Genomic DNA, 23,438 nt, shown 5'->3' with positions numbered 1-23,438 from the left:
TGTGGCAAAAGCCTCAAGCGGCCTCTGGTGCCCAGAGGCAATCGGCTGGAGAGGTTTCGATTGGCTTCAGGGTCGAATCGTATTTGTAAAGCGTCGAGCAGTAAGGACAGACAACTTCGTCTGTATCGCCAAGATCCAGAAAGACATGAGGATGGTCAAACGGAGGATTTGCTCCGATGCACATGAATTCACGAACACCGATTGCGATGGAGTCGTGACCATTGCTGTTTTGAAAATGTGCAACGAATTGGTCGGCCATGTCTAATCTCTCTCAACAAGACGGTCAGGATTTTGCGCAAACATAGCTTTTTGAAACAGGATTGGGTAGGGGAAAAGCTGAGTTGTGTGCAGGCAGTTTTGCCTTTCCCCCTTGCCGACTTGGCAATAAGGTCGCGACGCGATGAACATGGCTGACGGAGCGCGTTGCGCTTTACCGTTGCTTCTCAGACACAAATGAGCCGGACGCAGATATGCCGATATTCAAGAACGACCATATTGAACTTTCCTATCTGGATGAAGGTGAGGGTGATCCAATCTTGCTCATCCATGGATTTGGCTCCAACAAGACTGTCAATTGGGTCTCGCCGGGATGGGTGGATCTACTGGTCAAGGCCGGGTATCGCGTTATTGCGGTCGACAACCGCGGTCACGGCGAAAGCTCGAAGTTTTACAGCCCCGACGATTACAGCGCGCCGAAAATGGCGGAGGATGCCTTCGAACTGATCGAGGAGCTGGGGTTGGGGCAGGTCGACGTCATGGGCTATTCTATGGGCGCCCGTATCTCTGCCTTTTTGACACTCAGTCATCCGGACAGAGTGCGCCGTGTTATCTTCGGCGGCATGGGCTATGGCATGGTGACGGGCATTGGCGATCCAGAGCCGATTGCACAGGCGCTGGAAGCCGCCACCTTGCGCGAAGTGACTGATCGCACTGGTCGTGCCTTCCGCGCGTTTGCCGAGCAGACAAAGTCTGATCGCAAGGCACTGGCGGCCTGTATGCGCTCGTCGCGCCAGAAGATTTCCGAGGATCAGGTCTCCGGCATTAAACAGCCGGTTCTGGTCGCAGTTGGCACCAAGGATGATGTGGCCGGGTCCGCACAAGGCCTTGCAGACCTGATCCCGAATGCCACGGTGCTCGATATTCCGGGGCGGGATCATATGGTTGCGGTCGGTGATAAGGCCTTCAAGGCAGGTGTTCTGGAGTTTTTAAGCCAGATCTGATGTGAACTCTTTTCATAGCCAATGGCTTGTGCTGCGACCTTGACGATGTGATTCAGATTTTTCCGTTGGTGGGTGAACAGACAAGGGCAGTGCGGTGCGGTGATCAAAAGAATCAGGGGAGTGTGCTTGTTGCCTGTTTTTGCAGGCATCTTTTACGACCGAAGATCCTCCGGGGACTATGTCTGGAAGGCCGCGTGCACGGTGGTTCTTGTTGGCGTGACAAGGTAAGGTCTTTTAAGGGGAGGTGGGGTAATCTCTGCGCTCTCAAAAAGTTTGGCTTGGGAAACGGTCCAAAGGGACTATATCTTGGCCTTGATGATGCTGGCTTGAAAAGGAGACAGGCCATGGCGAACCCGACACCACGGCAGAATGCCGATACCCTAGCGCTGCATGACCCGGTCTGGCGTCAGTTGCGTGGTGAAGCAGAACAGATGGTGACGGCAGAACCTGCCTTGTCGTCGTTTGTCTATGAGACCGTGCTCAACCATGAGCGCCTTGAAGATGCTGTGCTGCATCGTCTGGGGGATCGGTTGGGGCGCGATGTTGTCTCCGGTTCGCTGATCCGTCAGACCTATCATGAGGCCCTAGCCAGTGAACCGCAGATCGGTGAAACGTTCCGCGTCGACATCATGGCCGTCTATGACCGCGATCCGGCTTGCACCCGCCTGCTGGAGCCTGTGCTGTACTTCAAAGGCTTTCACGCTTTGCAGACGCACCGGCTGGCCCATTGGCTGTGGCGGCAGGGGCGGCATGATTTTGCGTTGTATCTGCAAAGCCGCGCGTCGGAAGTCTTTCAGATCGACATTCATCCAGCGGTCCCTGTCGGGCGCGGTGTGTTTCTGGATCACGGCACGGGCATCGTTGTTGGGAGCACCGCAGAAATCGGCGATGATGTGTCCATCCTTCAGAACGTTACGCTGGGGGGGACGGGCAAGGAAGACGGTGATCGTCACCCGAAGATCCGCAATGGTGTGCTGATTGGAGCCGGCGCCAAGGTGCTTGGCAATATCGAGATCGGCAATTGCTCGCGCGTTGCCTCCGGCTCCGTGGTGCTCAAGGCGGTTCCGCCTTGCACGACCGTGGCCGGGGTGCCTGCACGTGTCGTTGGAGAGGCCGGTTGTGCCAATCCCTCGCGCAGCATGAACCAGATGCTGGCCGTTGAGACGGCGGCAAAAGAATTGCGGATGCGCGAGGAAGACGGGGAAAGCTGATGCTTCACGGTTGGGCTTTTGCGCCTGAGCCGTTAGGGTCCGCCTCCCATTGAAGAGATTATCGAAACACGAGGAGATGGCTGGTGAAAGCCGAGGAAATCAGCAAACTTGAAGCCTACCTGCGCAAGAAGTTCGACCTGCCGACGATGAAGGTCAAGACGCGTCCGGTTAAGGACGACAGCGCCGAGGTCTTTATCGGCGATGAATTCATCGGTGTGATCTTCCGCGATGACGAAGATGATGAACTGTCCTGGAACTTCCAGATGGCGATCCTTCAGTTCGATCTGGACGAAGCCTGAGACTTCTGACATTTGAGCGATATTCAAAACGCGCTGACCGGCGGTCGACTGACCGTTGGCAGCGCGTTTTTTATGTGCACACAGAGACGGAGAAGGGCAGGATTTTACTGCGCTGCGAAACTGTTTGCCAGTTCCGATACACGACGATCAAGGCGGCCCCAGTCTTTCAGCAAGCCCTGCGGGAATTGATAGGTTACTGAGAGGCCATCCGTTGTCTGGATCTGGCGACGACAATGGCCTGCTGATGTTGTGTACTCTTGCAGACATCGGGCCAGATAATGCGCTGGCTTTCGGCTTTCAAAGAAAAAATGCTCGCTTCCTGTGGCGTCATTTGCAGGCAGAACGACGCTGGTCAGACCCGCAGGTCCGGGGGCCATCGTCACGGGCGTGTCTTTTGACAAAACCGTTTGCAGGCGCGTGCGATCCGAGGTTGAGGGAGGGCTCGCATTGATGTCCAGTGTGATGACATTGAAAGAATGTGAGCCATCGAGCTGCAATCCGGCCAGATCATGCGGAATCGGCTTCAGTGAGGGCCAGGAGAGTGTCAACCGGACCTTGGAGATCTGAGCATCTATGCCGCGTTCGATGGTTGGCGACAACTCTGTTGGGATGTGCAGTTGCTGGCCGTTGACATAAAGCGCGTCAGGTGTGGCGTTTGTTCCGGCCGAGCCGCTGCGCGCGAAGAGATCAAGCGGGCCGGCTGCCAGTTGAGCCACATGCATGACTGCCAAAACGGTCAGCGCAACCGTTGATACCGTGAAGATCAGCGGCGAAGGCAAGATCGTCCTTCGAAAATCGAGCGGTATCAAGAAAGATCTCCTGCTGCGCCGGGTGAGGCAGGCGCGCTCGCCGATGCCGAAACGGCACATGTGTCCAGAAACGGGACGCTGTGTTGCAGTGGGAGGACCCCTTTTGGCGCTTTTGCGCTCAAATCAGCACGAAATAAGCGGCACGCCACTTGCAAATACCTCGTCAAACATTGTCCGACAGTTTTGTCGTTGATGGTTAACAGAGGGTTAAGCGGGTGGTCTTGGATCTGTTCATTGTTGTTTATATCGGTTGTTCTGGGTTCGTAGCCGCTGGATTGCTTGGCAGTTTGTACCAGCTCCTGACCAATCAGCCGGCGCGATTCAATTTCGGTCTGGAAAGTCTGGTTGGCACAGTGGCCGCAATCGGCCTGTGTTTGTTTGCAGGGCCCTTCATTATCATGCGTAACGCCATTCGGGGTCGTCGCCTTCAGGGCCGCCCGCTTGGTTGGTTGATCGCATCCTCAACGATTGCGGCGATGTGGAGCATTTGCTCTGGCGTATTTCTCACGCAATGCGTTTTGATGGTCGCAAAAGGGCTCTGATTTCAGATCCGCCTGTCTGCGATTGGACGCAAGGGGGCGCAGTGCGGTAGGAAGGTGGTCTGCGCGACAATGCGCTTCTCCTTCCTCTTTGCATCGAAAGCCATCTGACCAATGACCCTTTATGCGCTCGGATCCTCTCTTCCATCATTTTTTGATCCTGAGCGCTGCTGGATTGCGCCGGATGCAAGTGTCGTCGGAAAAGTGCATTTGGAGACAGATGCCAGCATCTGGTTTGGAGCCGTTCTGCGCGGGGACAACGAGTTGATCCACCTCGGCGCGCGCTCCAATGTTCAAGATGGCTGCGTGTGTCACACGGACATGGGTTTCCCGCTTGAGATCGGCTCGGACTGCACGATTGGGCATAAGGCGATCTTACATGGCTGCACGGTCGGTGCGGGCTCACTGGTCGGCATGGGGGCGTGTGTTCTCAATGGTGCAAAGATCGGACGCGGGTGTCTCATTGGAGCCAATACGTTGGTCCCCGAAGGGATGCAGGTCCCTGACCATTCACTTGTTATCGGTACGCCGGGGCGTGTGGTGCGCCAGCTTGATGAGGCGGCACGCGAGGCGCTGGTCGACAGTGCCGCTCGCTACGTGGCCAACTGGCAGCGTTTCAAGGCTGATCTTGTGCTTGTTCCGGGTGCCTCTTGATCGTCGTCGCCAGCCCAAAGGTGGGTTTTGAGGCGATCGGTCACCAAACCGCTGGCTTGCATAAGCGGAAGCCGCTCTGCGGGGGGCAGAACGGCTTCCTGGATCCGGCCGTGGTAGGGATGGGGAGGGTGGGGACGCGACCGGATCGTTCCTGTGTGCCTCGATTTGTTGGCTGCGCTTGTGGCGCAGCCCATGTCACTCACTCAAGCTTGCAACCGTTGTGACGCGGCGATCGTCAATGCCTGTCCATTTTGCGGCGCGCGTCGGTGATTGGCGCTTGATGTAGCGATAGGGTGTCGAATACCAGGGCAGCACTGCATCTGTCTGATTGTCCAGGATCATGTCGCCTTTGTCGGTGCGAACGGTCAAAACCGCATGTCCTTTGTTATCGAGATCCTTGACCACTGTGATCAGCAATGCGCTTTCCGGCCACCCCAGATCTTCCAGCACTTTCTGCTTTTCCAAAACGTAGTCTTCACAGTCACCTTCGCCCGTTGTCGGGTAATCCCAGTATTCCTGCACCTTGTACTGCTGTTCGTCGCTGACCGGGCGCACACTGTGATTGATACGCACATTGATTGCGATCAGCTTTTTCCAGAGCGGCTCCGTCAAGCGCACCACTTTCGGTGCATTTGTGCCGAACCGACAGGCACTGCTATGTCTCTGGCAAAATCCGTCGTAACCGATGGGTGCACGGACTGATTTCGTCATGTCCATGAACCGAAGATTGGCAGCTTGTGCATTCGCCAGCGGAAGAGCTGAGAAGGCCAGTGCGAGTATTCCAGCGAATAAAAATCTATGTTTCGTCATCGTATATCCCTCCCCAAGGATGGACTTACGATGGCATTGCGCTTTTTATGTTCGAATAAGTAGCGATCTAATACTTAAATCAAACTGGATTTATATTTGAGATAAATTTGAAATTACTTTAAATCAATTTTGAATCGAATTTGCTTAAAATTGTAATGATTGGTCGTTAGAGACTTGATTAAAATGATGAAAGCCGGGTCGAAGGTGCATGGTTGGAGGTGCTGTGAGTGCTTGAGACACGGCATTCCAAGCGATATTTGAAGGTGTTTTGTGACCTAAAAAAACTTGGAAAAAATCGTGAGAAGAGCCGCCAAGGCAGGGCGGAAATCGGGAGAAATATCAGGGGCCTGCTCGACCAGTGAGGGGCTTGCATGTAGTCGAGGACAGATCAGGCGTTGCGATTGACCCTCTCCGTAGAGACCTCGGTGGCTATTTCCAGAAAGAACCACGCGCAAACCAGATTGTGAGCAAGAGCGCTGTGATCCAAATTGCGATAATGATCATCGCAGACAAGCGACTGACGGGACGTTTGACAGCAGCGGTCGCAAGGTCGCGGTGTTCTGCCATAATCTCGGGCGGAATGAGTTTGATGACCAGATAAATACCGAGTGGCAGAAGCACGATGTCATCGAGGTAACCGAGTACCGGAATGAAATCCGGGATCAGATCGATGGGAGAAAGTGCGTAACCGGTCACCAAAATGGCGAGAGCCTTGGCGTGCCACGGGACACGCGGGTCACGGCTCGCGCTATAAAGGGCAAGGACGTCGCGCTTGATGGTCCGTGCCCAATCGCGAAGTTTTTTCATCGCCATGCAATGGTCTCTCTGGACTGTTTTGAAGGCCTGATTTCCAGCGTGTCAGCGATCCGCTTGAGATGGGTCCCCTTATCCGGAGATGGAACAGAGAATGGTTTGCCATCCTGTCGTGTTGGGGCAAATCTGGTTGGTACAAACGATTGCAGATCCGTCTCTGGTCCGCGCGGAAGAGATCAGCGTAGCTTTCGGGCAGGCTTGGGCGCTTCGGTGATGTGGTGTTCAAGAATGTCCCGATTCTGGATCGGGGCAAATTCAACCGCGAAGCCATGCTCGATGTGGCGGACAACGCGCGCGCGCATCTGACCAACCGTGATCACCTCGCCAAGAGGAGGGCGTGTTTCTGTTCCGATGGCGGCCCCTGCGAGCGAGACATCAATGATCTTGCAGCGTTCGACCGAGCCGTCGTTCAGCTCGATCTTGGTCATGCGGTTCTTCGGAACAAAACGATCGTAGCGACGATCTTCTGGCAGGTTCAATGCATCACGGTTGGCAAGCCATGTGAGGACATTGGCAATCTTGTCACGTTTGCGGGCAGAGGTGTTCAGCTTGACCGCAAAGCCACCTTCGATTTGACGGGTGATGACGCCTTCGACGCGACTGAGATGATCAAGGTAAGCAACAATGCGTTCGCCGATGCGACCTTGCACCGGCGTGATCACAGCCATGCCGCCGGGCGACATGTTGATGACCTGACACGGGTACTCCTGGCGGTCTTCCAACATGAAGCGGCCAAGAATATTGACATCGACACGCTGATGCCGGCGGCGGTTGCTCTTGTTGAGCGCGAGACTCGTCGCTGCGATGGATGTCGCCCTGGCGCTCATTGTGGGATACCCGTCCAACCTTGACCCAATTTCTTCGTGATATTCGCCGCAGTGTAGACGTCTTTAGTTAATGATTGGTGAGCCGGATGACCTCTGACGTTGCTGAAAATTGCTGAAATTGAAGCAAGAGGTTGAGGCATTATTTCTCTAACATTTTGAAAATTATGTAAAATTTAAATAAAAGCAAATCTTGAAGTGTCTTGAGTAGCTTGTCTTTCCGGATAAGGAAAGGTTAATAGATCTGGATGCCGATTAACTTTCCTTTCTACTTTTTGCAGAGGCGAAATTGCCAAGAGGTGGTCAGGTCTGCTGCGCCAGTGACGAAGATGGCTTGCAGACCTCTGCTGTCTCATGCGGATGGCATCGATATGATGCGCCCGCATGAAGCATTTTGACAGCAGAAAAAGGCTCACTCACAAGGGCGTGTTCTTAAGCCGCTCACGCGCGGAAGACACACAGATCGTGCCGCCGCGGGACAGAAAAGGTCGTCAGACCTTGCCGCCCTGATAGACCGTCAGATGGCCAACGCGACGCTCTGCTCCCTGGGGAACATGTGGAACATGCGACATGGGCGGCATTGTCGGGATTGGCATGTTGTCAACGGTGAACCGGCGCATGGAAGGCGACTGGATAGGTGTATCCTGCAAGAACCGGGGCTGTTTGTCCGGCCAGACCAGCTTGAGGCTGGAGATGGATTGGCGCATCAGCGGATAGGACCCGAGCCAGAAGGGGCGTTCCACCGGTGCGCAACTGCCCAGAATGCGGGTGCGGCCTTCACCGGGAACCAGCAACGGCAACAGCAACATTTCCATGTTCAGGGTCTGGCCATATTCGGTGTACCCGGTGAGACCAAGCACGCCGACAGCGGCATCCTCGGAAATCGTATGGATCAGGCTTTCCAGTGCTTCAGTGTCGGTCGGGTTCCAGCCGCGTAGAAAATTGCGGCCCTTCAACTCACGGCAATGGGCTGAACACAGGCGTGTGCCGGCCAGACGGTAGCGCACCATGCCGGGCTGAGGGATTTCCAGAATGAACGTGTCACCAAGCAGACCACGAATCTTTGAAGGGTCGACGTCGCTTCGGTTGGGAGATGTTCTCCCGGCGCGCAGATCGTTCCAGTAATGATAAAGGGTCTGGCTTACGCGGTTTTTCATTTTGGGCCCCTGTGTGGCTGTAAAAGCCTGCCGTTTTGAAACAGTGCTTTTACCAGTATGTCCTGAAATGACACATTTTGCGTCTTTCGTACGATTTGCTGTGTTCATTGCAGGCAGCGTGCCAATTCGTTGATCCCTGACGCTTTTTCGGCTCCGCGGGCTGTTAAAGTTAACAGGACTTCTTTCTTGCACTGTGTTTATCAATCAGCGACTTTAGGGATGCGTCAAGGGGATGGGGGCTGATGAAGTTTCATTCGGCCACTGGGGGCGCGACCAAAGAGGCCTGCACGTTTCATGCGTTGCGGGCCTTTTTTAATGCATTGAAAGGTGGCTTTGTCAGACTGCGTTTGGCTGCGCATAGTTGTGCGTAAACTTGCCAAATTGCCACGAACGCATACATCTGTGCGAGAATCGCACATCAGAGGAACACACATGTCAGATCCCACCCGGGTGCCAGACCGCCCTGTCCGCCAGCCTGCCGTCAATCTGCCCGGCGTGATTGTGGTGCTTGCCGGTGCGATGATCCTTATTCATCTGTTGCGTGTCTATGTGCTCAGTGATCAGCAGAACATGATGGTTCTGGCGCGCTTTGCGCTGTGGCCGGTTCGCTATACTGCTGCGATCAGCGCGCAGGGCGACTGGTCAGGCGGTTTGGCGTCTGCGGTCTGGTCCTTCCTGACTTATGGCTTTTTGCATGGCAGCGCGGCGCATATCGGGTTCAACCTGTTGTGGATGGCGATTTTTGGCAGTGCGGTGGCATATCGCTTTGGCACAACACGCTTTCTTGTCTTTTCCGCACTGTGCACGGTTGCTGGTGCGGCCACTCATATGGCAACCCATTGGGGCCAACAGGCACCGTTGATCGGTGCATCGGCTGCAATTTCCGGACAAATGGCGGCCGCACTCCGGTTTCTGTTCGAGACCGGCGGCGCTGCAAGCGTTTTGCGTGGCGGCGGTCACAAGGAGCGTTTCAGTGTCCCAGCCATTGGTTTCTTCCAGTCCTTGCGCAACTCGCAGGTGCTTGTTTTTCTGCTTGTCTGGTTCGGCACCAATATCGTTTTCGGCATGTTGGGCGTTGGCGTCTCAGGTCAAAACGTCAGCATTGCCTGGCAGGCGCATATCGGCGGCTTTGCCATGGGTCTTATTCTGTTTCCGCTGTTTGATCCTGTTCCCAAGGCACGACGTCCCTGATCCGGCACGGCTGATCCGCTTGGGGCGCGAGGAACCGGATCGTGATCAGGAGAAGATGACGTAAGGGAAATTTCGCTTGTCTCCTTGATCGGCTTTGCCATGATGACTCCTGATTTAGGGTGTTCATTGGGCCTAAGCGGAGGATGACATGACTGTAGCAGCAATTCTGAATGATAAGGGAAGGGCTGTGCTGACGGAGCGCAGCGCAGCCAGCCTGAACGATGTGTGTCAGGTTATGGGACGCGAGAAAGTCGGAGCGCTCGTCATATCGGACGATGGCAAGCATATCGCGGGGATCATTTCCGAGCGCGACATTGTTCGACGGATCGGGGCTGAAGGGGCGGACGTCCTGCAACAGACGGTGGCCAGCGCCATGACTCGCGATGTCGTGACCTGCAAGGAGGATGCAGCGATCGAAACCATCATGGAGCGCATGACCGCAGGGCGGTTTCGCCATATGCCCGTCGTGCGGGATGGCGTTCTGATCGGTCTTGTGTCAATCGGCGATATCGTCAAGCACCGCATTGCTCAGGTGGAGATGGAAGCCGAGCAGATGCGCAGCTACATCTCCGTTACCTGAGAAACGAAGTGTTTCGATACGGGCAGACGGATCAGTCGGTCTGAAAGGACTTGGTCGGATCGTGGATCAGACTGCCCATCTCAGCGGACAGGGTGAAGGCTCCATCAGTGTCCTGCCGGACCTCGCGGTAAAAGCAGGACTGGAAGCCCATGTGGCAGGTCGCGCCATTGCCCTGCACGGCAACTTTCAACTGGACGGCATCCTGATCGCAATCCGTGAAGATGCTGATAACTTTCTGGATCTGGCCGGAGGTCTCGCCCTTTTTCCAATAGGTCTGGCGTGACCGGCTCCAATACCAGGCTTCGCCGGTTTCGATGGTTCGGCGAAGCGCTTCTGCATCCATATAGCCCACCATCAGGACCTCATTTGTCTGGTGATCGCAGACTACGGCGGCAATCAGACCGTCCTTGTCGAACCGGGGCTGAAATGTCGTCCCGGTCTCAATGGTCTTCTTGTCGCCTTGCGGGGCAAATATGCTCTGTGTCACTTTGAAACAGTCCTGACTGGCAAGCTTAACAGCGAACGAGGGTCATGAATTTGGCCTGTTCGGCGGCATCTTCGGCAAACACTCCGGTGAAACGGGTGGTGATTGTCGAAGCGCCAGGATTTCTGCACACCGCGCATGGTCATGCACTGATGTTCGGCTTCCAGCATCACCGCCACGCCACGGGCAGCGAGGGCACCGGAAATCGCATCGGAAATCTGGCTTGTCAGGTTTTCCTGTGTCTGCAAACGCTTGGCATAGATATCGACCACGCGGGCAAGCTTTGACAGACCAACGACGCCTTCTGCCGGATAATAGGCAATATGCGCCTTGCCGACGAAGGGCAGCATATGGTGTTCGCAATGCGAGTAAAACTCGATGTCGCGCACCAGAACGATATCCTTGTAGCCGCCCACGTCTTCGAAGGTCGTCTGCAGGTGATCTTCAGGGTCTTCTGTGTAGCCTACGAAAAGCTGCTCGTAGGCCTTGGTCACGCGCTTGGGCGTATCCAGCAGGCCTTCACGGTCAGGGTCTTCACCCGCCCATTTCAACAAGGTCCGCACTGCGGCCTCTGCATCTTCGCGCGAGGGGCGCTGTTTTGCGAGGTCGTCGGGCGATTTTCTTGCGTTGCTTCCGTTAGCCGTCTCCAGCACCACGTCCATTGCAACCTTCCTGTTCTCTTGCGCGGATCTCTGGGGGAGCCGGCAAACCATATGAATAGCTCTTTCAGCCATGCTGGCTGCGGAAAACAGCGTGATTGCCGCTCCCGTTTTTTCTAGTACGTCGGATGCCGCTTGACGGATCATTCACCTCAACACTCTGGTGGTGCTTGAAAAAGCTTCCCATATGAAGGTAAAGGAACTCCCTGACGCGCCAGCCGCGGCGCCGGTGACACCGGTTCGCCAGATGATCCCTTCCGCGTTCGGAGTGCCCGATGGGCAACAGATCATCGTTGTCTGCTATATAGTGAGTGGATATCTGGCTGCAAAGCGGAAGATCGTAAAGAGGTCAAAATGCTTGACGATATGTATAATGCGAAGATCCTTGAATTTGCGGGAAATATTCCGCATCTGGGGCGCCTTGATCAACCGCAGGCCTCGGCTACCGCGCATTCAAAGCTCTGTGGATCGACTGTGATCATTGATCTGTCGGTTGAAGATGGCATTGTCACGGCCTTTGCGCATGATGTGAAGGCCTGTGCGCTGGGCTAAGGCCTCTTCGTCGATCATGGCACGCAATATTATTGGGGCCTCAACGGACGAACTGAAAGCCGTCCGCATGCAGATGCGGGCGATGCTTAAAGATTCTGGCGCTGCACCAGATGGTCGCTTTTCCGATCTGAAGTTTCTGGAGCCGGTACGCGATTACAAGGCACGTCACGCTTCGACACTTCTGACGTTTGATGCGGTGGTGGATGCCATTGGACAGATTGAGCGAGCCGCTTCTGACACTTCGCTTGCGTCAACGCCCGCCATCGCAACGGCGTAAGCGGCGATGTGCCGTGGATCTCACCATGAGCATGCTCCGCACACTTCTGAGGGAGACCTCGCGGAGGGGGATGCGGATCGGGTCGATAGTCCCGTGTCGGTTGGTGCGCGCGTCGGCCTTGGCATGATCTGGGTGTACCGACACACGTTTTCCTCGTTTATGGGGCGAGGCTGCCGCTATCTTCCAACCTGTTCTGATTATACTGCAACCGCGATCCGTCGATTTGGTCTGTGGCGCGGCGGCTGGATGGGGTTTGCCCGCATTCTGCGCTGCAACCCGCTGGGCGCGTCTGGCTATGACCCAACCCCGCAGATGGTGTCTGGTTCTGCCCGCTGGTATCTGCCCTGGCGCTACGGCCAATGGAGTGGCCGCCATATTGCTGCGGAAACCCGGCTGGACGGTTGACCTCTTCTTGAAATCATTGAAGGGTCGCGGTCTGCACCGCCCTGACGGTTGCCCTTGCGCGTCAAATCCCGTAAGGGAGGGCGCACTTGAAACACGAATGCTTACCTGCCTTGTCTGCAGGAGTGAGCCGGAGAACTTGCCATGATTCACCTGACTTTCCCCGATAATTCCGTGCGTGAATACGAGGCTGGAACGACTGGCGCAGATGTTGCTGCCGGAATTTCCAAGTCGCTTGCCAAAAAAGCTGTCGCCATGACGCTGGATGGCGAATTGCGCGATTTGTCCGATCCGATTGAAGGAGATGCCCTTGTCGAGATCGTCACACGCGAAGATCCGCGGGCGCTGGAATTGATTCGCCACGATGCAGCCCACGTTATGGCTGAAGCCGTGCAGGAGTTGTGGCCGGGCACCCAGGTCACCATTGGCCCGGTGATTGAAAATGGGTTTTACTACGATTTCAAACGCGATGAACCGTTCACGCCGGAAGATCTGCCTGTCATCGAAAAGAAGATGAAAGAGATCATTGCGCGCGGGGCTGCCTTCACCAAGGAAGTCTGGTCGCGTGACGAAGCCAAGGCCTTTTTCAAGGCCAAAGGAGAAGATTACAAGGTCGAGTTGATCGACGCGATCCCGGCTGATCAAAGCATCAAGATCTACAAGCAGGGAGACTGGCTCGACCTGTGCCGTGGGCCGCATATGGTCAACACGCGCCAGATCGGCGACAGCTTCAAGCTGATGAAGGTTGCAGGGGCGTATTGGCGCGGTAACAGCGACAATGAAATGCTGACCCGCATCTATGCGACAGCCTGGGCCAATGACAAGGAACTCAAGGCCTATCTGCATATGCTGGAGGAAGCCGAAAAGCGCGACCACCGCAAGCTTGGTCGCGAGATGGACCTGTTCCACTTCCAGGAAGAAGGCCCCGGCGTGGTCTTCTGGCATGGTAAGGGCTGGTCGCTGTTCCAGACACTTGTGTCTTATATGCGTCGCCGTCTCGCTGACGACTATCAGGAGGTCAATGCACCACAGGTGTTGCATACCTCACTTTGGGAAACCTCGGGTCACTGGCAGTGGTACAAGGAGAACATGTTCTCCGTACAATGCGCTGATCCGGAGAGTGAAGATGAACGCGTCTTTGCTTTGAAGCCGATGAACTGTCCGGGCCATGTTCAGATCTTCAAGCATGGTTTGAAGAGCTACCGCGATCTGCCGTTGCGCCTGGCCGAATTTGGCACGGTCCACCGCTATGAGCCTTCGGGAGCAATGCACGGGCTGATGCGCGTGCGTGGCTTCACTCAGGATGATGCGCATGTGTTCTGCACTGAAGATCAGATGGCGGCAGAATGTCTCAAGATCAATGATCTGATTCTGTCGGTCTACGAGCATTTCGGTTTTGGGGAGATCGTGGTGAAGCTGTCGACCCGCCCGGAAAAGCGTGTTGGTTCGGACGAGCTCTGGGATCACGCAGAAAAGGTGATGGGCGACGTTCTCAAGCAGATTGAGGACCAGTCCGGAGGTCGCGTCAAGACCGACATTTTGCCGGGTGAGGGGGCTTTCTACGGACCGAAGTTCGAATACACCCTCAAGGATGCAATCGGGCGTGAATGGCAGTGTGGCACGACGCAGGTTGATTTCAATCTGCCGGAACGCTTTGGGGCCTTCTACGTCGACAGCGACGGTGAAAAGAAGACACCGGTCATGATCCACCGTGCGATCTGTGGCTCGATGGAACGGTTCCTCGGTATTCTGATCGAGAACTTTGCCGGGCATTTTCCACTGTGGCTGGCTCCCAAGCAGGTGGTCGTGGCAACGATCACCTCGGAAGCCGATGACTATGGCCGCGAAGTTGCAGCCAAGCTCAAGGCGGCTGGTTTGAGTGTCGAAACGGATTTCCGCAATGAGAAGATCAACTACAAGGTCCGTGAACATTCGCTGGCCAAGGTGCCTGTGATCGTTGTGTGCGGAATGCGTGAGGCGGAAGAGCGAACGGTGAATATTCGTCGTCTTGGGTCCAAGGATCAGACGCTGAAGGGCCTTGATGAGGCAATTGCCGATTTCGTGGCAGAAGCAACGCCACCAGATCTGGTGTCTGGTGAATAAGACGTTAAACGTCCGTATGACTTGCTGAAACTGTGAAGAAGAGCACTCTGAAATGTGGGGTGCTCTTCTTTTTTTGTGCTTGTGTCATGCTGTCGTAACACAGACAGTGCCTAAGCTTTTTGATGATCCACTTTACCATCAGCGAAGGTTTGCGCCGTGGAAAATGCCGAGTTCACCTATGCCAATCCGGGCGATCCTCGCCTGAAACGCTGGTTGATACGCGCTGTCGAGGGCCTTTCCGGTCGTGGTGATCTTCTCAAGATCTACGGCAATTGGAAATCTGGCGTTGTCGGCTCTCCGACCATGTGGGGAGAGTTGATGGGGATGCTTGGCCTTGGTGTTCAGATGACCGGAGAAGCCTTAGCCACCGGTTGATCTGCCGGACGGTCCGTTGGTGGTGGTTGCCAATCATCCTTTCGGGATTGGCGACGGTCTGGCAATCCTTTCGCTGGTCGAGCAGCTTGACCGCCCTTTCGGCATTCTGATCAACAGCGAGTTTCTGAAGGTGCCGGAGATCCGAGACTTTGCGTTGCCGGTCGACTTTGCCGAGACCAAGGAAGCGTTGAAGACCAACATGCAGACGCGCAAGGAAGCACTGCGACTGCTGGCAGAAGGAGGCACTGTGGTGGTGTTCCCCGGTGGCGGCGTTGCGACTGCCGCCAAGCCTTTCTCCAAGGCGCGTGAGTTGCCTTGGAAGACCTTTACAGCCAAAATGATTCGGTCGTCAAAGGCCTCGGTCCTTCCGTTGTATTTTGACGGTCAGAATTCGTGGTTGTTTCACCTCGTGTCGCGGTTTTCACTGACTTTGCGCTTGTCGTTGCTGGTGCGGGAATTCCGGCGTCTGTTGGGCAGTGCCATTTCTACACGCGTTGGCCGGTTGATCGACTATGAAACCCTGTCGGGATTTCAGGACCAGAAAGAAGTCACGGACTTCCTTTATATGCAGGTGATGATGCTGGATCCGTCCAAGCGTGTGGTCTTAGACGGGGGCGCTTCGGAAGGCCCGCTGTCACGCATTGAGCGGTTGCGCCACAAGCTTCAGCGCAAACATCTGGCCTGAGTGACGCTCTGTCGTCGCCTGGGCAATTTGCAAAAGACGACAAAGCCGCCGATCGGATGATGTCCGGTCTGGCGGCTTTTTTGGGGCCGGAGTTTTGTGTGATGATGGTGGTTAGTCTGTCAGGTCACTGGCGCTGTCTGTGGTGGTCACGACCTCGACTTCGCGGTTTTTGCCGGAGGCCACGTCGAACTCACGTTGAAACGTCGTGCCATTGTTGCGTGCGATGGCTTCATATTTGCCCGCGGCGAGAACAAAATCAGGAAAAGCGCCCTTGGCTTCAACAACAACGTCGCCCCCCGGATTGAGCACTGACCACGAGGTGTTGGCCAAGGCCTCGCCACCCGGTGCGTTGACCAGCTTCAGCGTGATGTCGGCGGCCTTGTGGTATAAACGGGCTTCAGTAAGCTTTCCGGCAACGACCTTGATGTCGGCCCGCACAATGGAGTTCACGGTGCCATAGCGACTGACGATCTGATAGGTGCTGGAGGGCAAGCCAATGATCTGTCCGGGCTTGATGTTCTTGGCAACGGCGACCCGCTCGCCCTTACTGGTGAAGTCCTGACCGTAGATGTCAAACCGAAGGCCGCCCGTATCCTTGATCTTGACGTCATTTTCAAGAGCTGCATCCAGCTTTATACCACCAGCATTCAGCACCACGGTCTTGGCCTGCGCGTGGCGTCCGATCACGATGCGGTTGGTGGCTGTGGCATAGCCATAGGCGGTGTTGATCAGGTAATTGCCCGGATCAAGGCGAAATTCATGATTGCCGCCATCGGCCTTGGCGATCAGCTCAAGCTGACCTTTTTCGTTCATTGTTTCGCTGAAAATCCGCCAGATGACGCCTTTGCTCAGAGCGGGAGATTTTTTCGTCAGCTTGGCAATGAGATAGAGAACACCTTGCTTGGTGTTGACCTTGCCACCATCCCTGGCGTGAGCCGAGGGGGCGTAAGGCAGAAGCGTGTCCGAGAACAGGCTCTCTTCCTTGGTCGATTTCTCAAGCATCTCACCAAGGGTGGTCTTTTGATTCTGGAGTTTGGAAATACTGGGCTTTTGCGCAGGGACTGGGGGAGCCGTTGTCTGGGCTGCTGCGGCAGACAAGCATCCTGTCAAGATACAAACAGACGCAAATAAGCGTTTCACTGTCGCCTGCTTCGATCGCACGCTTCCTACCCCTGAATTTCTGGACGCTGCTTCAAACTCGCCATATAGCACTCGGCGGCGAAGCGCGATATATCGAATAACTCACTGTAACGGATTATTACAAGACTTTTCGTGCGCTCAGAAAGATGGCGATACACGGGGTTTCGCATCGAAGTCGGCAGCGCATTCGTATAGATTACCCAAAATCCGCTGAAATTCTACTGTCTAAGGCACTCTTCTTCTCATGTCTGATTTTGTAAGTCGCTTTCCCGAAGTCCTCGAATTTCTGAAGACACGGCGATCTCACCCCTGCGTCACCATGAGCGAGCCGGGGCCGAGCGACGCAGAGTTGCAGGATATTCTCCAGGCTGCGGCCAGAGTGCCGGATCATGGCAAGTTGGCGCCGTGGCGCTTCATTCTCTATCAGGGCGAGGGCCGTGAGCGTATCGGCGAAACTCTTGCAGCCCTTGCTGCGCGAAACGAAGACGCACCGCTGAGTGACGTGCGCCGTGATCAGGAATTGCAGCGCTTTACCCGTGCCCCTCTCGTTGTCGGTGTTGTCAGCACGGCTGCGGTTCATCCCAAGATCCCCGTGTGGGAGCAGGAACTCTCTGCCGGAGCAGCCTGTATGACCATGTTGAGTGCGGCCACCGCCTCCGGCTATGCAGCACAATGGATCAGCGAGTGGTATTGCTTCGACAAGGAGGCATCCGCATATCTGGGGTGTCAGGAGAGCGAGCGATTTGCAGGGTTCATTCACATGGGCACTGCGACGCAAGCGCCCTTTGAGCGGGCGCGGCCTGATCTTGATACAGTCGTCTCCACTTGGGAAGGATGAGTTTCGCGCATGTTTTACACGACGGACAAGAACGATCACGGTCTGCCCCATAATCCGTTCAAGGCGATTGTTGCGCCACGACCGATTGGCTGGATCTCGTCGCTGGACGGCGAAGGGCGCAGCAATCTGGCTCCTTACAGCTTTTTCAACGCCGTTGGCGATACGCCCCCGATGGTGATGTTTTCATCGTCTGGCTACAAGGACAGCGTGTCCAACATTGAGGAGACGGGCGAGTTCGTTTGCAATCTCGTCGGTCGCAATGTGCTGGACGTGATGAACGCCAGTTCGGCTCCGCTTGATCATGGTGTGTCCGAGTTCGAGCAGGCGGGTATTGAAACCGCCGCATCAGAACTTGTTGCTCCACCACGAGTCGCCGCTGCACTTGCAGCACTTGAATGTCGACATCTGCAAACATTGCAGATGCGGGATCTCGAGGGCACGCCGGTGCCGCAGTGGGTCGTTTTTGGTCAGGTCGTCGGGGTTCATATCGATGAAAGCTGTCTGGTGGACGGGCGCTTCGATATTACGCGCGCGCAGACAGTGGCGCGATTGGGCTACAAGGACTATGCCGCAATCGAGAGTATTTTCGAACTTGAACGGCCGGGTGGTTGATCCGGAGCGCATTGCTTGAAACCCCTGAATCCTGCCCATGGTAAAATGCCCTAAGCTGTTGACGGGCATTGCAGAACGCGAATATTAAGACTTCATTAACCTTTTCTGTTTACCAAAGGGTAATGATGAGGCACCAATTCGGGGGATGGGCATATGCAGGTTGCTGAGACAGCTTCAGCTTCGATTGCATCGCGGATTGAACAGGCGTTCAACACGGCCAGCAATTCGACCGGCACATCCTTTGATTATCTGGTCAAGACCGCGACGCGGGAATCCTCCATGAACACGACGGCGCAGGCCCCAACGTCCAGCGCCAAGGGTCTGTTCCAGTTCGTCAAGGGCACATGGCTTGAGACGGTCAAGGAAGCCGGGCCATCTTACGGTCTCCAGAAATACGCCGATCAGATCCAGCGCAACAACGATGGCTCTTATACGGTCGCCGATCCGCAGGCTCGCAAGGCAATTCTGGCGTTGCGCGAAGATCCTGAAGTTTCCGCTGTTATGGCTGGGGCCTTCACGCAGAAAAATGCCGATGTACTGGCTGGTCGCCTCGGGCGCCAACCGACGGACGGTGAACTTTACATGGCGCATTTTCTGGGCGCCACCGGTGCAAGCCGTTTGATCACGGCTGCCGAAACACACGGCGATGCGTCGGCGGATGCCATGTTCCCGGCGCAAGCCAAAGCCAACAAGAATATCTTTTACAATAAGGATGGATCCGCTCGTTCGACCTCTGAGGTCTATGCGGTTCTGAACCGACAGGATGACACGAGCAGTCAGGTGCAGGTTGCCTCTGCTGCTCCGGTCACGGCGATACCCAGTGTCAGCCAACAGGCGTCTTCAAGTCGTGCGCCTGAGCATCTGGATACGGCAACGAAGCGCGTGTTGACCGCCTTCACCGCGGCGGACAGCTCCAACCCGTTTGACAACCTTTTCCGCTCGGCGTCCACGTTGACGGCTTCTTCGGCGGATACGGGGCTTGGAGCTTACAAGGGGGCTTTTTCGGCTCAAAGTGACTCCCGGCACGAAACATTGTTTGCGTCGCTCACCAGTGTCGGGTCGCAGGTCGCTGCCCAGCAGATCGGGTCGTCGACGTCTAGTCGCTCCTCTGATGGGCCGCTGGATCTGACCAAATTCCTGTCCTATGAAATTGGTGCAAACACGTCGCGTAACAGCCGTTCGTCGGCCTGATTTTCCGCGCGCGTCCTCTTCTTTTTGACATGGTTATAAGTCTGCTGACCGCTTGCCGTTTATGGTGAACGATGCGTTAAGCCTTTGGCTTTATGCTTTGTTCAGTCAAAGTAAGTGTGTGGCATCATGATTGTAAGCGATTTTCTCAAGTGGTTTCAGACGGCGCCCGATGAGGCGCGGGTTGAAGCTGTGGGAGCTCTGGTCCGTGTTTGGGACGCATCACCGGTTTCCTCCATGGAAAAGCAGGAGATCGAGAGCGCCCTGACCCTGGTGCTTGATGACAGTCTGCGTGATGTTCGCTTGGCTCTGGCGCAAGCGATCGCGCCCAGCGAGCATGCTCCCTTGCATATTTTGCGCGCCCTTTTGTCTGATGATGCGTCGATTGCACATGAAGTGGCAGAACATAGCCCTCGGCTGCGCGATGACGAATTGTTGGAGTGTCTGGCCCATGACAGCGAAGACGTTGGCGTTGCTGTTGCTGTGCGCGACGAGATTTCAGTTGGTGTGGCGGCAGCAATCGCGGAAGTCTGTTCAGCACGGGTTTGTCTGACACTGCTTGAAAATTCCTCGGCTGATCTTCTGGCCAGTACGCTGTCACGCATTGCAGATCGGTTTATTGCCGAAGAGACCATCCGGACTGCATTGTTGGCGCGTGAAGAACTCTCGATTGCGACGCGGCACAAGGTTTTGCTGTGTCATACAGCCATGTTGGGTGCCTCGACGCCTCAAACGCAAATCAGCACCATCGGACAAGAGCTTGCCCCGGCTGGCCAGAGCGATGTGAATGAGTTGTCGGACAATCTGGCACTGTATCTGGCCAAACGTGTTGCGCATGACGACGTTGAACTGATTGAACTTGTCGAGCATTTGCGCGCTCAAGCGTTGCTGACGACACGCTTGTTGTTGCGTGCTGTTTGTTGTGGCTACTGGCGTTTCTTTCTAACCGCAATGGCTTTGTTGGGTGAGGTGCCCACCGATAAATTACAACGTCTGCTTTTGGAAAAGCGGGTTACGGCGCTCAATGCCTATCTGCGACGCGCCCATTTGCCGACCCGCACACATCAGGTTTTCGTCTGGGCCGTGGCCTATATCCGCGAGCAGGATTGGTCGTTGCAGGGAGATCTGACGGCGCGACAGGCTTTGGATCTTTCCGAGCATATGCTGACGCGGCTGGAAGGTGTTGACGATCTGGAGCTTGGTGATCTCTCGGCGCTGATCCGGCGCTTTACCGTTGAGGTTGCCCGGATGGAGGCACGCGCCTCGTTTGATCGCTCAATGATGCGCTCAAGCCCGGATCTTCTGGTAGCCGTCGCCGCCTGAGACAGACGATTTGATCGGCTCTTCTTTAAAACGGCATTCAATCCCGATGCACGGGCGTCAGTTCTGCGTGGTGGTGTCCGTCTCGAAGCGGGTCAGATAGGCATCCGTGACTTCACTCAATCGCTTTTGCAGTTCGGAACCGATGCGATTGCGTTCGTCACGGGCCTTCTCGCGTACCATGGCTCGGATGGCCTCGACATATTGCCGCAATAAAGAGCGGGGAAGGTCGTGAACCTCTGGCACACAGACGAGTAAACGGCAGAATTCTGCTGCAACTGCGCCCACCAACGGATGATCCAGCGTTTCCGCCGTGCCCTTTATATCGTGAGCGATCCGGTAAAGCTCGTCGATGCGGTCTCCTGATAAACCGTCGCGTTCAATCTGCCCCCAGATGTGCAGCAGCTCGTTCGTTTCTTCTTGCATCCAGTTGGAGAAATTCTGGGAGAGGCGTTGCAGAGCGCGTTCGGCATTCGCCACGGGATCGAACTTTGCCGCTTCACGTCCCTCCAGCACCCGCACCTTGTCGCGCAGGGTCGTTGGTGGCTTGAGGATTTCATATGTTGGCTCGGCACGATTTTCAGAGGCCATGCGTGATCCCTTGCTGGTCGACGGAACGATGATTCGTGTCAACACCTTGTTAAGGATAGCATAGGGCTATGGCTGGGCACCTGAAAAGGATGCAGACCTCTGCCAAGGGCATCACGTCCCCGGAAAATCAATCAGTAACGGAACATTTCGCTGAGGATGCGTTCGTCCCAGCCGTGGTCCGCATCGAACATGATGCAACCCTGAACATTGGCCTGTTCCTGAATGCTGACCTTGGCGATATGGCGAAATTCGCGGTGGTCAGCGGAGGCGCTGACTGGGCGCTTGTTGGGATTGAGCACTTCGATCTCGACCTTGGAGCGGTTGGGCAGAAGTGCTCCGCGCCAGTTGCGTGGCCGGAAGGCGCTGATGGGGGTCAAAGCCAGAAGCGGCGCATAAATTGGCAGAATAGGACCGTGTGCCGACAGATTGTAGGCGGTGCTGCCAGCTGGGGTCGCCACAAGACATCCATCGCAAATCAGTTCTTCCAGCCGGACACGCCCATCAATGGAAATGCGCAGGCTTGCGGCTTGCGAGGTTTGACGCAACAAGGACACTTCGTTGATGGCTTGCGCCTGATAGCGCTCGCCGTCCCGATCGGTCACTTCCATGCCGAGTGGATGAATGGGCGTGCAGTCGGCACTTCGCACCCGGTGCAGCAGATCTTCCTCCTGATATTCGTTCATCAGAAAGCCGACAGAACCGCGATTCATGCCATAGATCGGGATACCCGTGTCCATATGGCGATGCAGTGCCTGAAGCATCAGGCCATCACCGCCCAGGGCAACAATGGCGTCGGCCTCTTCGGGGTGAACCGAGCCGTAGCGCTCACTCAGCCGCTTTTTTGCGTCGCTCGCGGCAGGGGTGTCGCTGGCGATAAAGGAGAGCTTGCTGATGGCGGCCTGAGCCACCGGGTCAGCCATGATGTCGGACATTCGGGATCTTCCAGGATCTTGCATGTGGTTGACTGCCTGGCGGCAACCGGACACATACATAGCAGTCCAACGCGGTGAGCCAAATTTCTTTTCGCCTCGGGATCGTAAAAAATGCTGCGATGCAGAGTTCGTAACTGCATTCCTCTTTTGCAAAGACGACAAGCTTATGGGCTGTTGGCTATTTGTCTTCCGGGCAGGCCGGGTTGTTCAGCAGGTCTTCCCACTGATGGTGCCCAACCACGATGGAGCCCCCTTGCGCACCAGGGCAGACATGACCCCGGCAATTTGCAATTCGTTGTTGCGTTTGATGAATATGGGTCCCCCCGAGGCTCCGGGCTTGGTGCGGCAGGAGGTGTACCACAGACCCTGCAAGGGCTTCAGTAACTGACAATCGGCGTCCAGGGTTGGCAGGAACTTGCGGTTCTGATGATACCCGGCGGCCATAAGGCGGGCCTTGTAAATATCTGCAAGTTCAAGCGCCGACGGGATGAGAGGGACCTCGGGTAAGTTGCTGCGTTCGGCCAGAACGACGAGGGCAACATCATGTTGCAGGTCGGCAAGCTTGGGCGTGTTGCGGTGGATGTACCCGGAGGCAATATGGGTGCAGCTCACCGTGTGACGTTCGGCATACTGACCTCGTCTTACGCCAGCCAGAAAGACCAGTTCGTCAGCCTGAAAAGCCCGTCCGGTGGTCTTGTTGAAAAGGCAGTGGGCGGCCGTGAGCACAAGGCGCGGCGCAATCAGGGAACCGGTGCACATCGAGGTGGTGCGGTAGCCTGCAACATTCACACGGCCGATGGAGGGCCAGGGAGCGGCGTCGCTGTCGATCACCTGAAGCGGCGATTGCACGGCGATGGTTCGGACTGACTGTGCGGCGTTGGTTTGTGCGGTGCAGGCAACAAACAGAATGCCCGCTCCAGCGAAGAGGGCTGTGCGCCCAGTGTGACTGGCACGTGCAACATGGCGAAAGAAGAATGACATTGGAACAGGCTTCTCCATGGCACAGGACGTCAGAATGCTCGGCAGAGCGGGCTATGACGCAGGAGGATAAGTCTGTGGGGTTGTTGTTTTCTTGTGTTGGGTCCATACGCGCATCACGTTCGTGTGTAGCGGCGCTTCCATGTTCGCAAGGCCATAAAAAAGCCACCGGCAATGAATGTGCCGATGGCTCGT

General features: G+C 55.7%; 24 protein-coding genes and 3 pseudogenes. 15 read left to right on the top strand and 12 right to left on the bottom strand.

The annotated features are described in order from the left end of the window. Positions 1-13: 13 nt before the first annotated feature. The gene (locus tag AC0L7U_RS04135) at positions 14-259 is read right to left on the bottom strand and encodes a zinc-finger domain-containing protein (RefSeq protein ID WP_473694031.1); all 246 of its coding nucleotides are present in this window, start codon (positions 257-259) and stop codon (positions 14-16) included. Positions 260-470: 211 nt separating this feature from the next. On the opposite strand from AC0L7U_RS04135, the gene AC0L7U_RS04130 reads away from it, so the two are divergent. From AC0L7U_RS04130 to AC0L7U_RS04120, 3 genes are all read left to right on the top strand, one after another. Continuing rightward, entirely contained in the window at positions 471-1,220 is a 750-nt protein-coding gene (locus AC0L7U_RS04130) for an alpha/beta fold hydrolase (RefSeq protein ID WP_473694029.1), read from the top strand. Positions 1,221-1,564: 344 nt separating this feature from the next. Next, complete coding sequence (gene cysE, locus AC0L7U_RS04125; protein ID WP_473694027.1) at positions 1,565-2,431, top strand: serine O-acetyltransferase; 867 nt, start codon at positions 1,565-1,567, stop codon at positions 2,429-2,431. 83 nt (positions 2,432-2,514) lie between these two features. Continuing rightward, a complete protein-coding gene (locus AC0L7U_RS04120; protein WP_473694025.1) occupies positions 2,515-2,730 on the top strand; it encodes a DUF3126 family protein in 216 nt (71 codons plus the stop codon). Between the two features lie 104 nt (positions 2,731-2,834). Here the strand turns inward: AC0L7U_RS04120 and AC0L7U_RS04115 are convergent, their stop codons facing one another. After that, a complete protein-coding gene (locus tag AC0L7U_RS04115) occupies positions 2,835-3,539 on the bottom strand; it encodes a hypothetical protein (RefSeq protein ID WP_473694023.1) in 705 nt (234 codons plus the stop codon). A gap of 215 nt (positions 3,540-3,754) precedes the next feature. Between AC0L7U_RS04115 and AC0L7U_RS04110 the strand changes: the two genes are divergently transcribed. Both AC0L7U_RS04110 and AC0L7U_RS04105 read left to right on the top strand, forming a co-directional pair. After that, the gene (locus tag AC0L7U_RS04110) at positions 3,755-4,081 is read left to right on the top strand and encodes a DUF6949 family protein (RefSeq protein ID WP_473694021.1); all 327 of its coding nucleotides are present in this window, start codon (positions 3,755-3,757) and stop codon (positions 4,079-4,081) included. 111 nt (positions 4,082-4,192) lie between these two features. Beyond that, entirely contained in the window at positions 4,193-4,732 is a 540-nt protein-coding gene (locus tag AC0L7U_RS04105; protein WP_473694019.1) for a gamma carbonic anhydrase family protein, read from the top strand. 195 nt (positions 4,733-4,927) lie between these two features. Here AC0L7U_RS04105 and AC0L7U_RS04100 read toward each other — a convergent pair whose 3' ends face one another. The 4 genes from AC0L7U_RS04100 to AC0L7U_RS04085 all read right to left on the bottom strand — a co-directional run bounded on the left by AC0L7U_RS04100 (position 4,928) and on the right by AC0L7U_RS04085 (position 8,336). Beyond that, positions 4,928-5,542 (bottom strand): transglutaminase-like cysteine peptidase, encoded by a 615-nt coding sequence (locus AC0L7U_RS04100; protein ID WP_473694017.1) that lies wholly within the window; start codon positions 5,540-5,542, stop codon positions 4,928-4,930. A gap of 429 nt (positions 5,543-5,971) precedes the next feature. After that, positions 5,972-6,349 carry a YkvA family protein gene (locus AC0L7U_RS04095; protein WP_473695649.1) on the bottom strand — a complete coding sequence of 126 codons (378 nt, stop codon included), beginning with the start codon at positions 6,347-6,349 and terminating at the stop codon, positions 5,972-5,974. A 182-nt stretch (positions 6,350-6,531) separates the two neighbouring features. Continuing rightward, positions 6,532-7,182 carry a PilZ domain-containing protein gene (locus tag AC0L7U_RS04090; protein ID WP_473694015.1) on the bottom strand — a complete coding sequence of 217 codons (651 nt, stop codon included), beginning with the start codon at positions 7,180-7,182 and terminating at the stop codon, positions 6,532-6,534. Positions 7,183-7,670: 488 nt separating this feature from the next. After that, a complete protein-coding gene (locus AC0L7U_RS04085; RefSeq protein WP_473694012.1) occupies positions 7,671-8,336 on the bottom strand; it encodes a PAS domain-containing protein in 666 nt (221 codons plus the stop codon). Between the two features lie 432 nt (positions 8,337-8,768). On the opposite strand from AC0L7U_RS04085, the gene AC0L7U_RS04080 reads away from it, so the two are divergent. Beyond that, complete coding sequence (locus AC0L7U_RS04080) at positions 8,769-9,527, top strand: rhomboid family intramembrane serine protease (RefSeq protein WP_473694010.1); 759 nt, start codon at positions 8,769-8,771, stop codon at positions 9,525-9,527. Positions 9,528-9,675: 148 nt separating this feature from the next. After that, complete coding sequence (locus AC0L7U_RS04075; RefSeq protein ID WP_473694008.1) at positions 9,676-10,107, top strand: CBS domain-containing protein; 432 nt, start codon at positions 9,676-9,678, stop codon at positions 10,105-10,107. 31 nt (positions 10,108-10,138) lie between these two features. On the opposite strand, the gene hisI is transcribed toward AC0L7U_RS04075, so the two are convergent. Continuing rightward, positions 10,139-10,594 (bottom strand): phosphoribosyl-AMP cyclohydrolase, encoded by a 456-nt coding sequence (gene hisI / locus AC0L7U_RS04070; protein WP_473694006.1) that lies wholly within the window; start codon positions 10,592-10,594, stop codon positions 10,139-10,141. A 25-nt stretch (positions 10,595-10,619) separates the two neighbouring features. Beyond that, positions 10,620-11,253 (bottom strand): annotated as a pseudogene (gene folE / locus AC0L7U_RS04065) (GTP cyclohydrolase I FolE). Between the two features lie 351 nt (positions 11,254-11,604). On the opposite strand from folE, the pseudogene AC0L7U_RS04060 reads away from it, so the two are divergent. From AC0L7U_RS04060 to AC0L7U_RS04045, 4 genes and pseudogenes are all read left to right on the top strand, one after another. Beyond that, a pseudogene (locus AC0L7U_RS04060) lies at positions 11,605-12,079 on the top strand (iron-sulfur cluster assembly scaffold protein). A 123-nt stretch (positions 12,080-12,202) separates the two neighbouring features. Next, a complete protein-coding gene (gene yidD, locus AC0L7U_RS04055; protein WP_473695647.1) occupies positions 12,203-12,484 on the top strand; it encodes a membrane protein insertion efficiency factor YidD in 282 nt (93 codons plus the stop codon). Positions 12,485-12,625: 141 nt separating this feature from the next. Then, positions 12,626-14,584: a threonine--tRNA ligase gene (thrS, locus tag AC0L7U_RS04050; protein ID WP_473694005.1), complete on the top strand. Its 1,959-nt coding sequence runs from the start codon at positions 12,626-12,628 to the stop codon at positions 14,582-14,584. A 156-nt stretch (positions 14,585-14,740) separates the two neighbouring features. Next, a pseudogene (locus tag AC0L7U_RS04045) lies at positions 14,741-15,644 on the top strand (lysophospholipid acyltransferase family protein). A 111-nt stretch (positions 15,645-15,755) separates the two neighbouring features. Here AC0L7U_RS04045 and AC0L7U_RS04040 read toward each other — a convergent pair. Then, positions 15,756-16,646 (bottom strand): hypothetical protein, encoded by an 891-nt coding sequence (locus tag AC0L7U_RS04040; RefSeq protein ID WP_473694003.1) that lies wholly within the window; start codon positions 16,644-16,646, stop codon positions 15,756-15,758. Positions 16,647-17,028: 382 nt separating this feature from the next. Between AC0L7U_RS04040 and AC0L7U_RS04035 the strand changes: the two genes are divergently transcribed. From AC0L7U_RS04035 to AC0L7U_RS04020, 4 genes are all read left to right on the top strand, one after another. Beyond that, on the top strand, positions 17,029-17,622 hold the full coding sequence (locus tag AC0L7U_RS04035) for a nitroreductase family protein (RefSeq protein WP_473694001.1): 594 nt from the start codon (positions 17,029-17,031) through the stop codon (positions 17,620-17,622). Between the two features lie 9 nt (positions 17,623-17,631). Then, positions 17,632-18,234: a flavin reductase family protein gene (locus AC0L7U_RS04030; protein ID WP_473693999.1), complete on the top strand. Its 603-nt coding sequence runs from the start codon at positions 17,632-17,634 to the stop codon at positions 18,232-18,234. Between the two features lie 153 nt (positions 18,235-18,387). Then, complete coding sequence (locus AC0L7U_RS04025) at positions 18,388-19,425, top strand: lytic transglycosylase domain-containing protein (protein ID WP_473693997.1); 1,038 nt, start codon at positions 18,388-18,390, stop codon at positions 19,423-19,425. A gap of 126 nt (positions 19,426-19,551) precedes the next feature. Then, on the top strand, positions 19,552-20,745 hold the full coding sequence (locus AC0L7U_RS04020) for a DUF2336 domain-containing protein (protein ID WP_473693995.1): 1,194 nt from the start codon (positions 19,552-19,554) through the stop codon (positions 20,743-20,745). A gap of 57 nt (positions 20,746-20,802) precedes the next feature. Here the strand turns inward: AC0L7U_RS04020 and AC0L7U_RS04015 are convergent, their stop codons facing one another. The 3 genes from AC0L7U_RS04015 to AC0L7U_RS04005 all read right to left on the bottom strand — a co-directional run bounded on the left by AC0L7U_RS04015 (position 20,803) and on the right by AC0L7U_RS04005 (position 23,246). Further along, a complete protein-coding gene (locus AC0L7U_RS04015; RefSeq protein WP_473693993.1) occupies positions 20,803-21,333 on the bottom strand; it encodes an Hpt domain-containing protein in 531 nt (176 codons plus the stop codon). Between the two features lie 131 nt (positions 21,334-21,464). Then, on the bottom strand, positions 21,465-22,265 hold the full coding sequence (locus AC0L7U_RS04010) for an NAD kinase (protein WP_473693991.1): 801 nt from the start codon (positions 22,263-22,265) through the stop codon (positions 21,465-21,467). Between the two features lie 207 nt (positions 22,266-22,472). After that, on the bottom strand, positions 22,473-23,246 hold the full coding sequence (locus tag AC0L7U_RS04005) for a trypsin-like serine peptidase (protein WP_473693990.1): 774 nt from the start codon (positions 23,244-23,246) through the stop codon (positions 22,473-22,475). Positions 23,247-23,438 lie beyond the last annotated feature (192 nt).

The sequence above is a fragment of the Roseibium sp. 10G30-5 genome (assembly GCF_055809635.1).
Note: the sequence above shows the minus strand (reverse complement) of the source record. Positions and strands in the feature narration are given on the sequence as shown.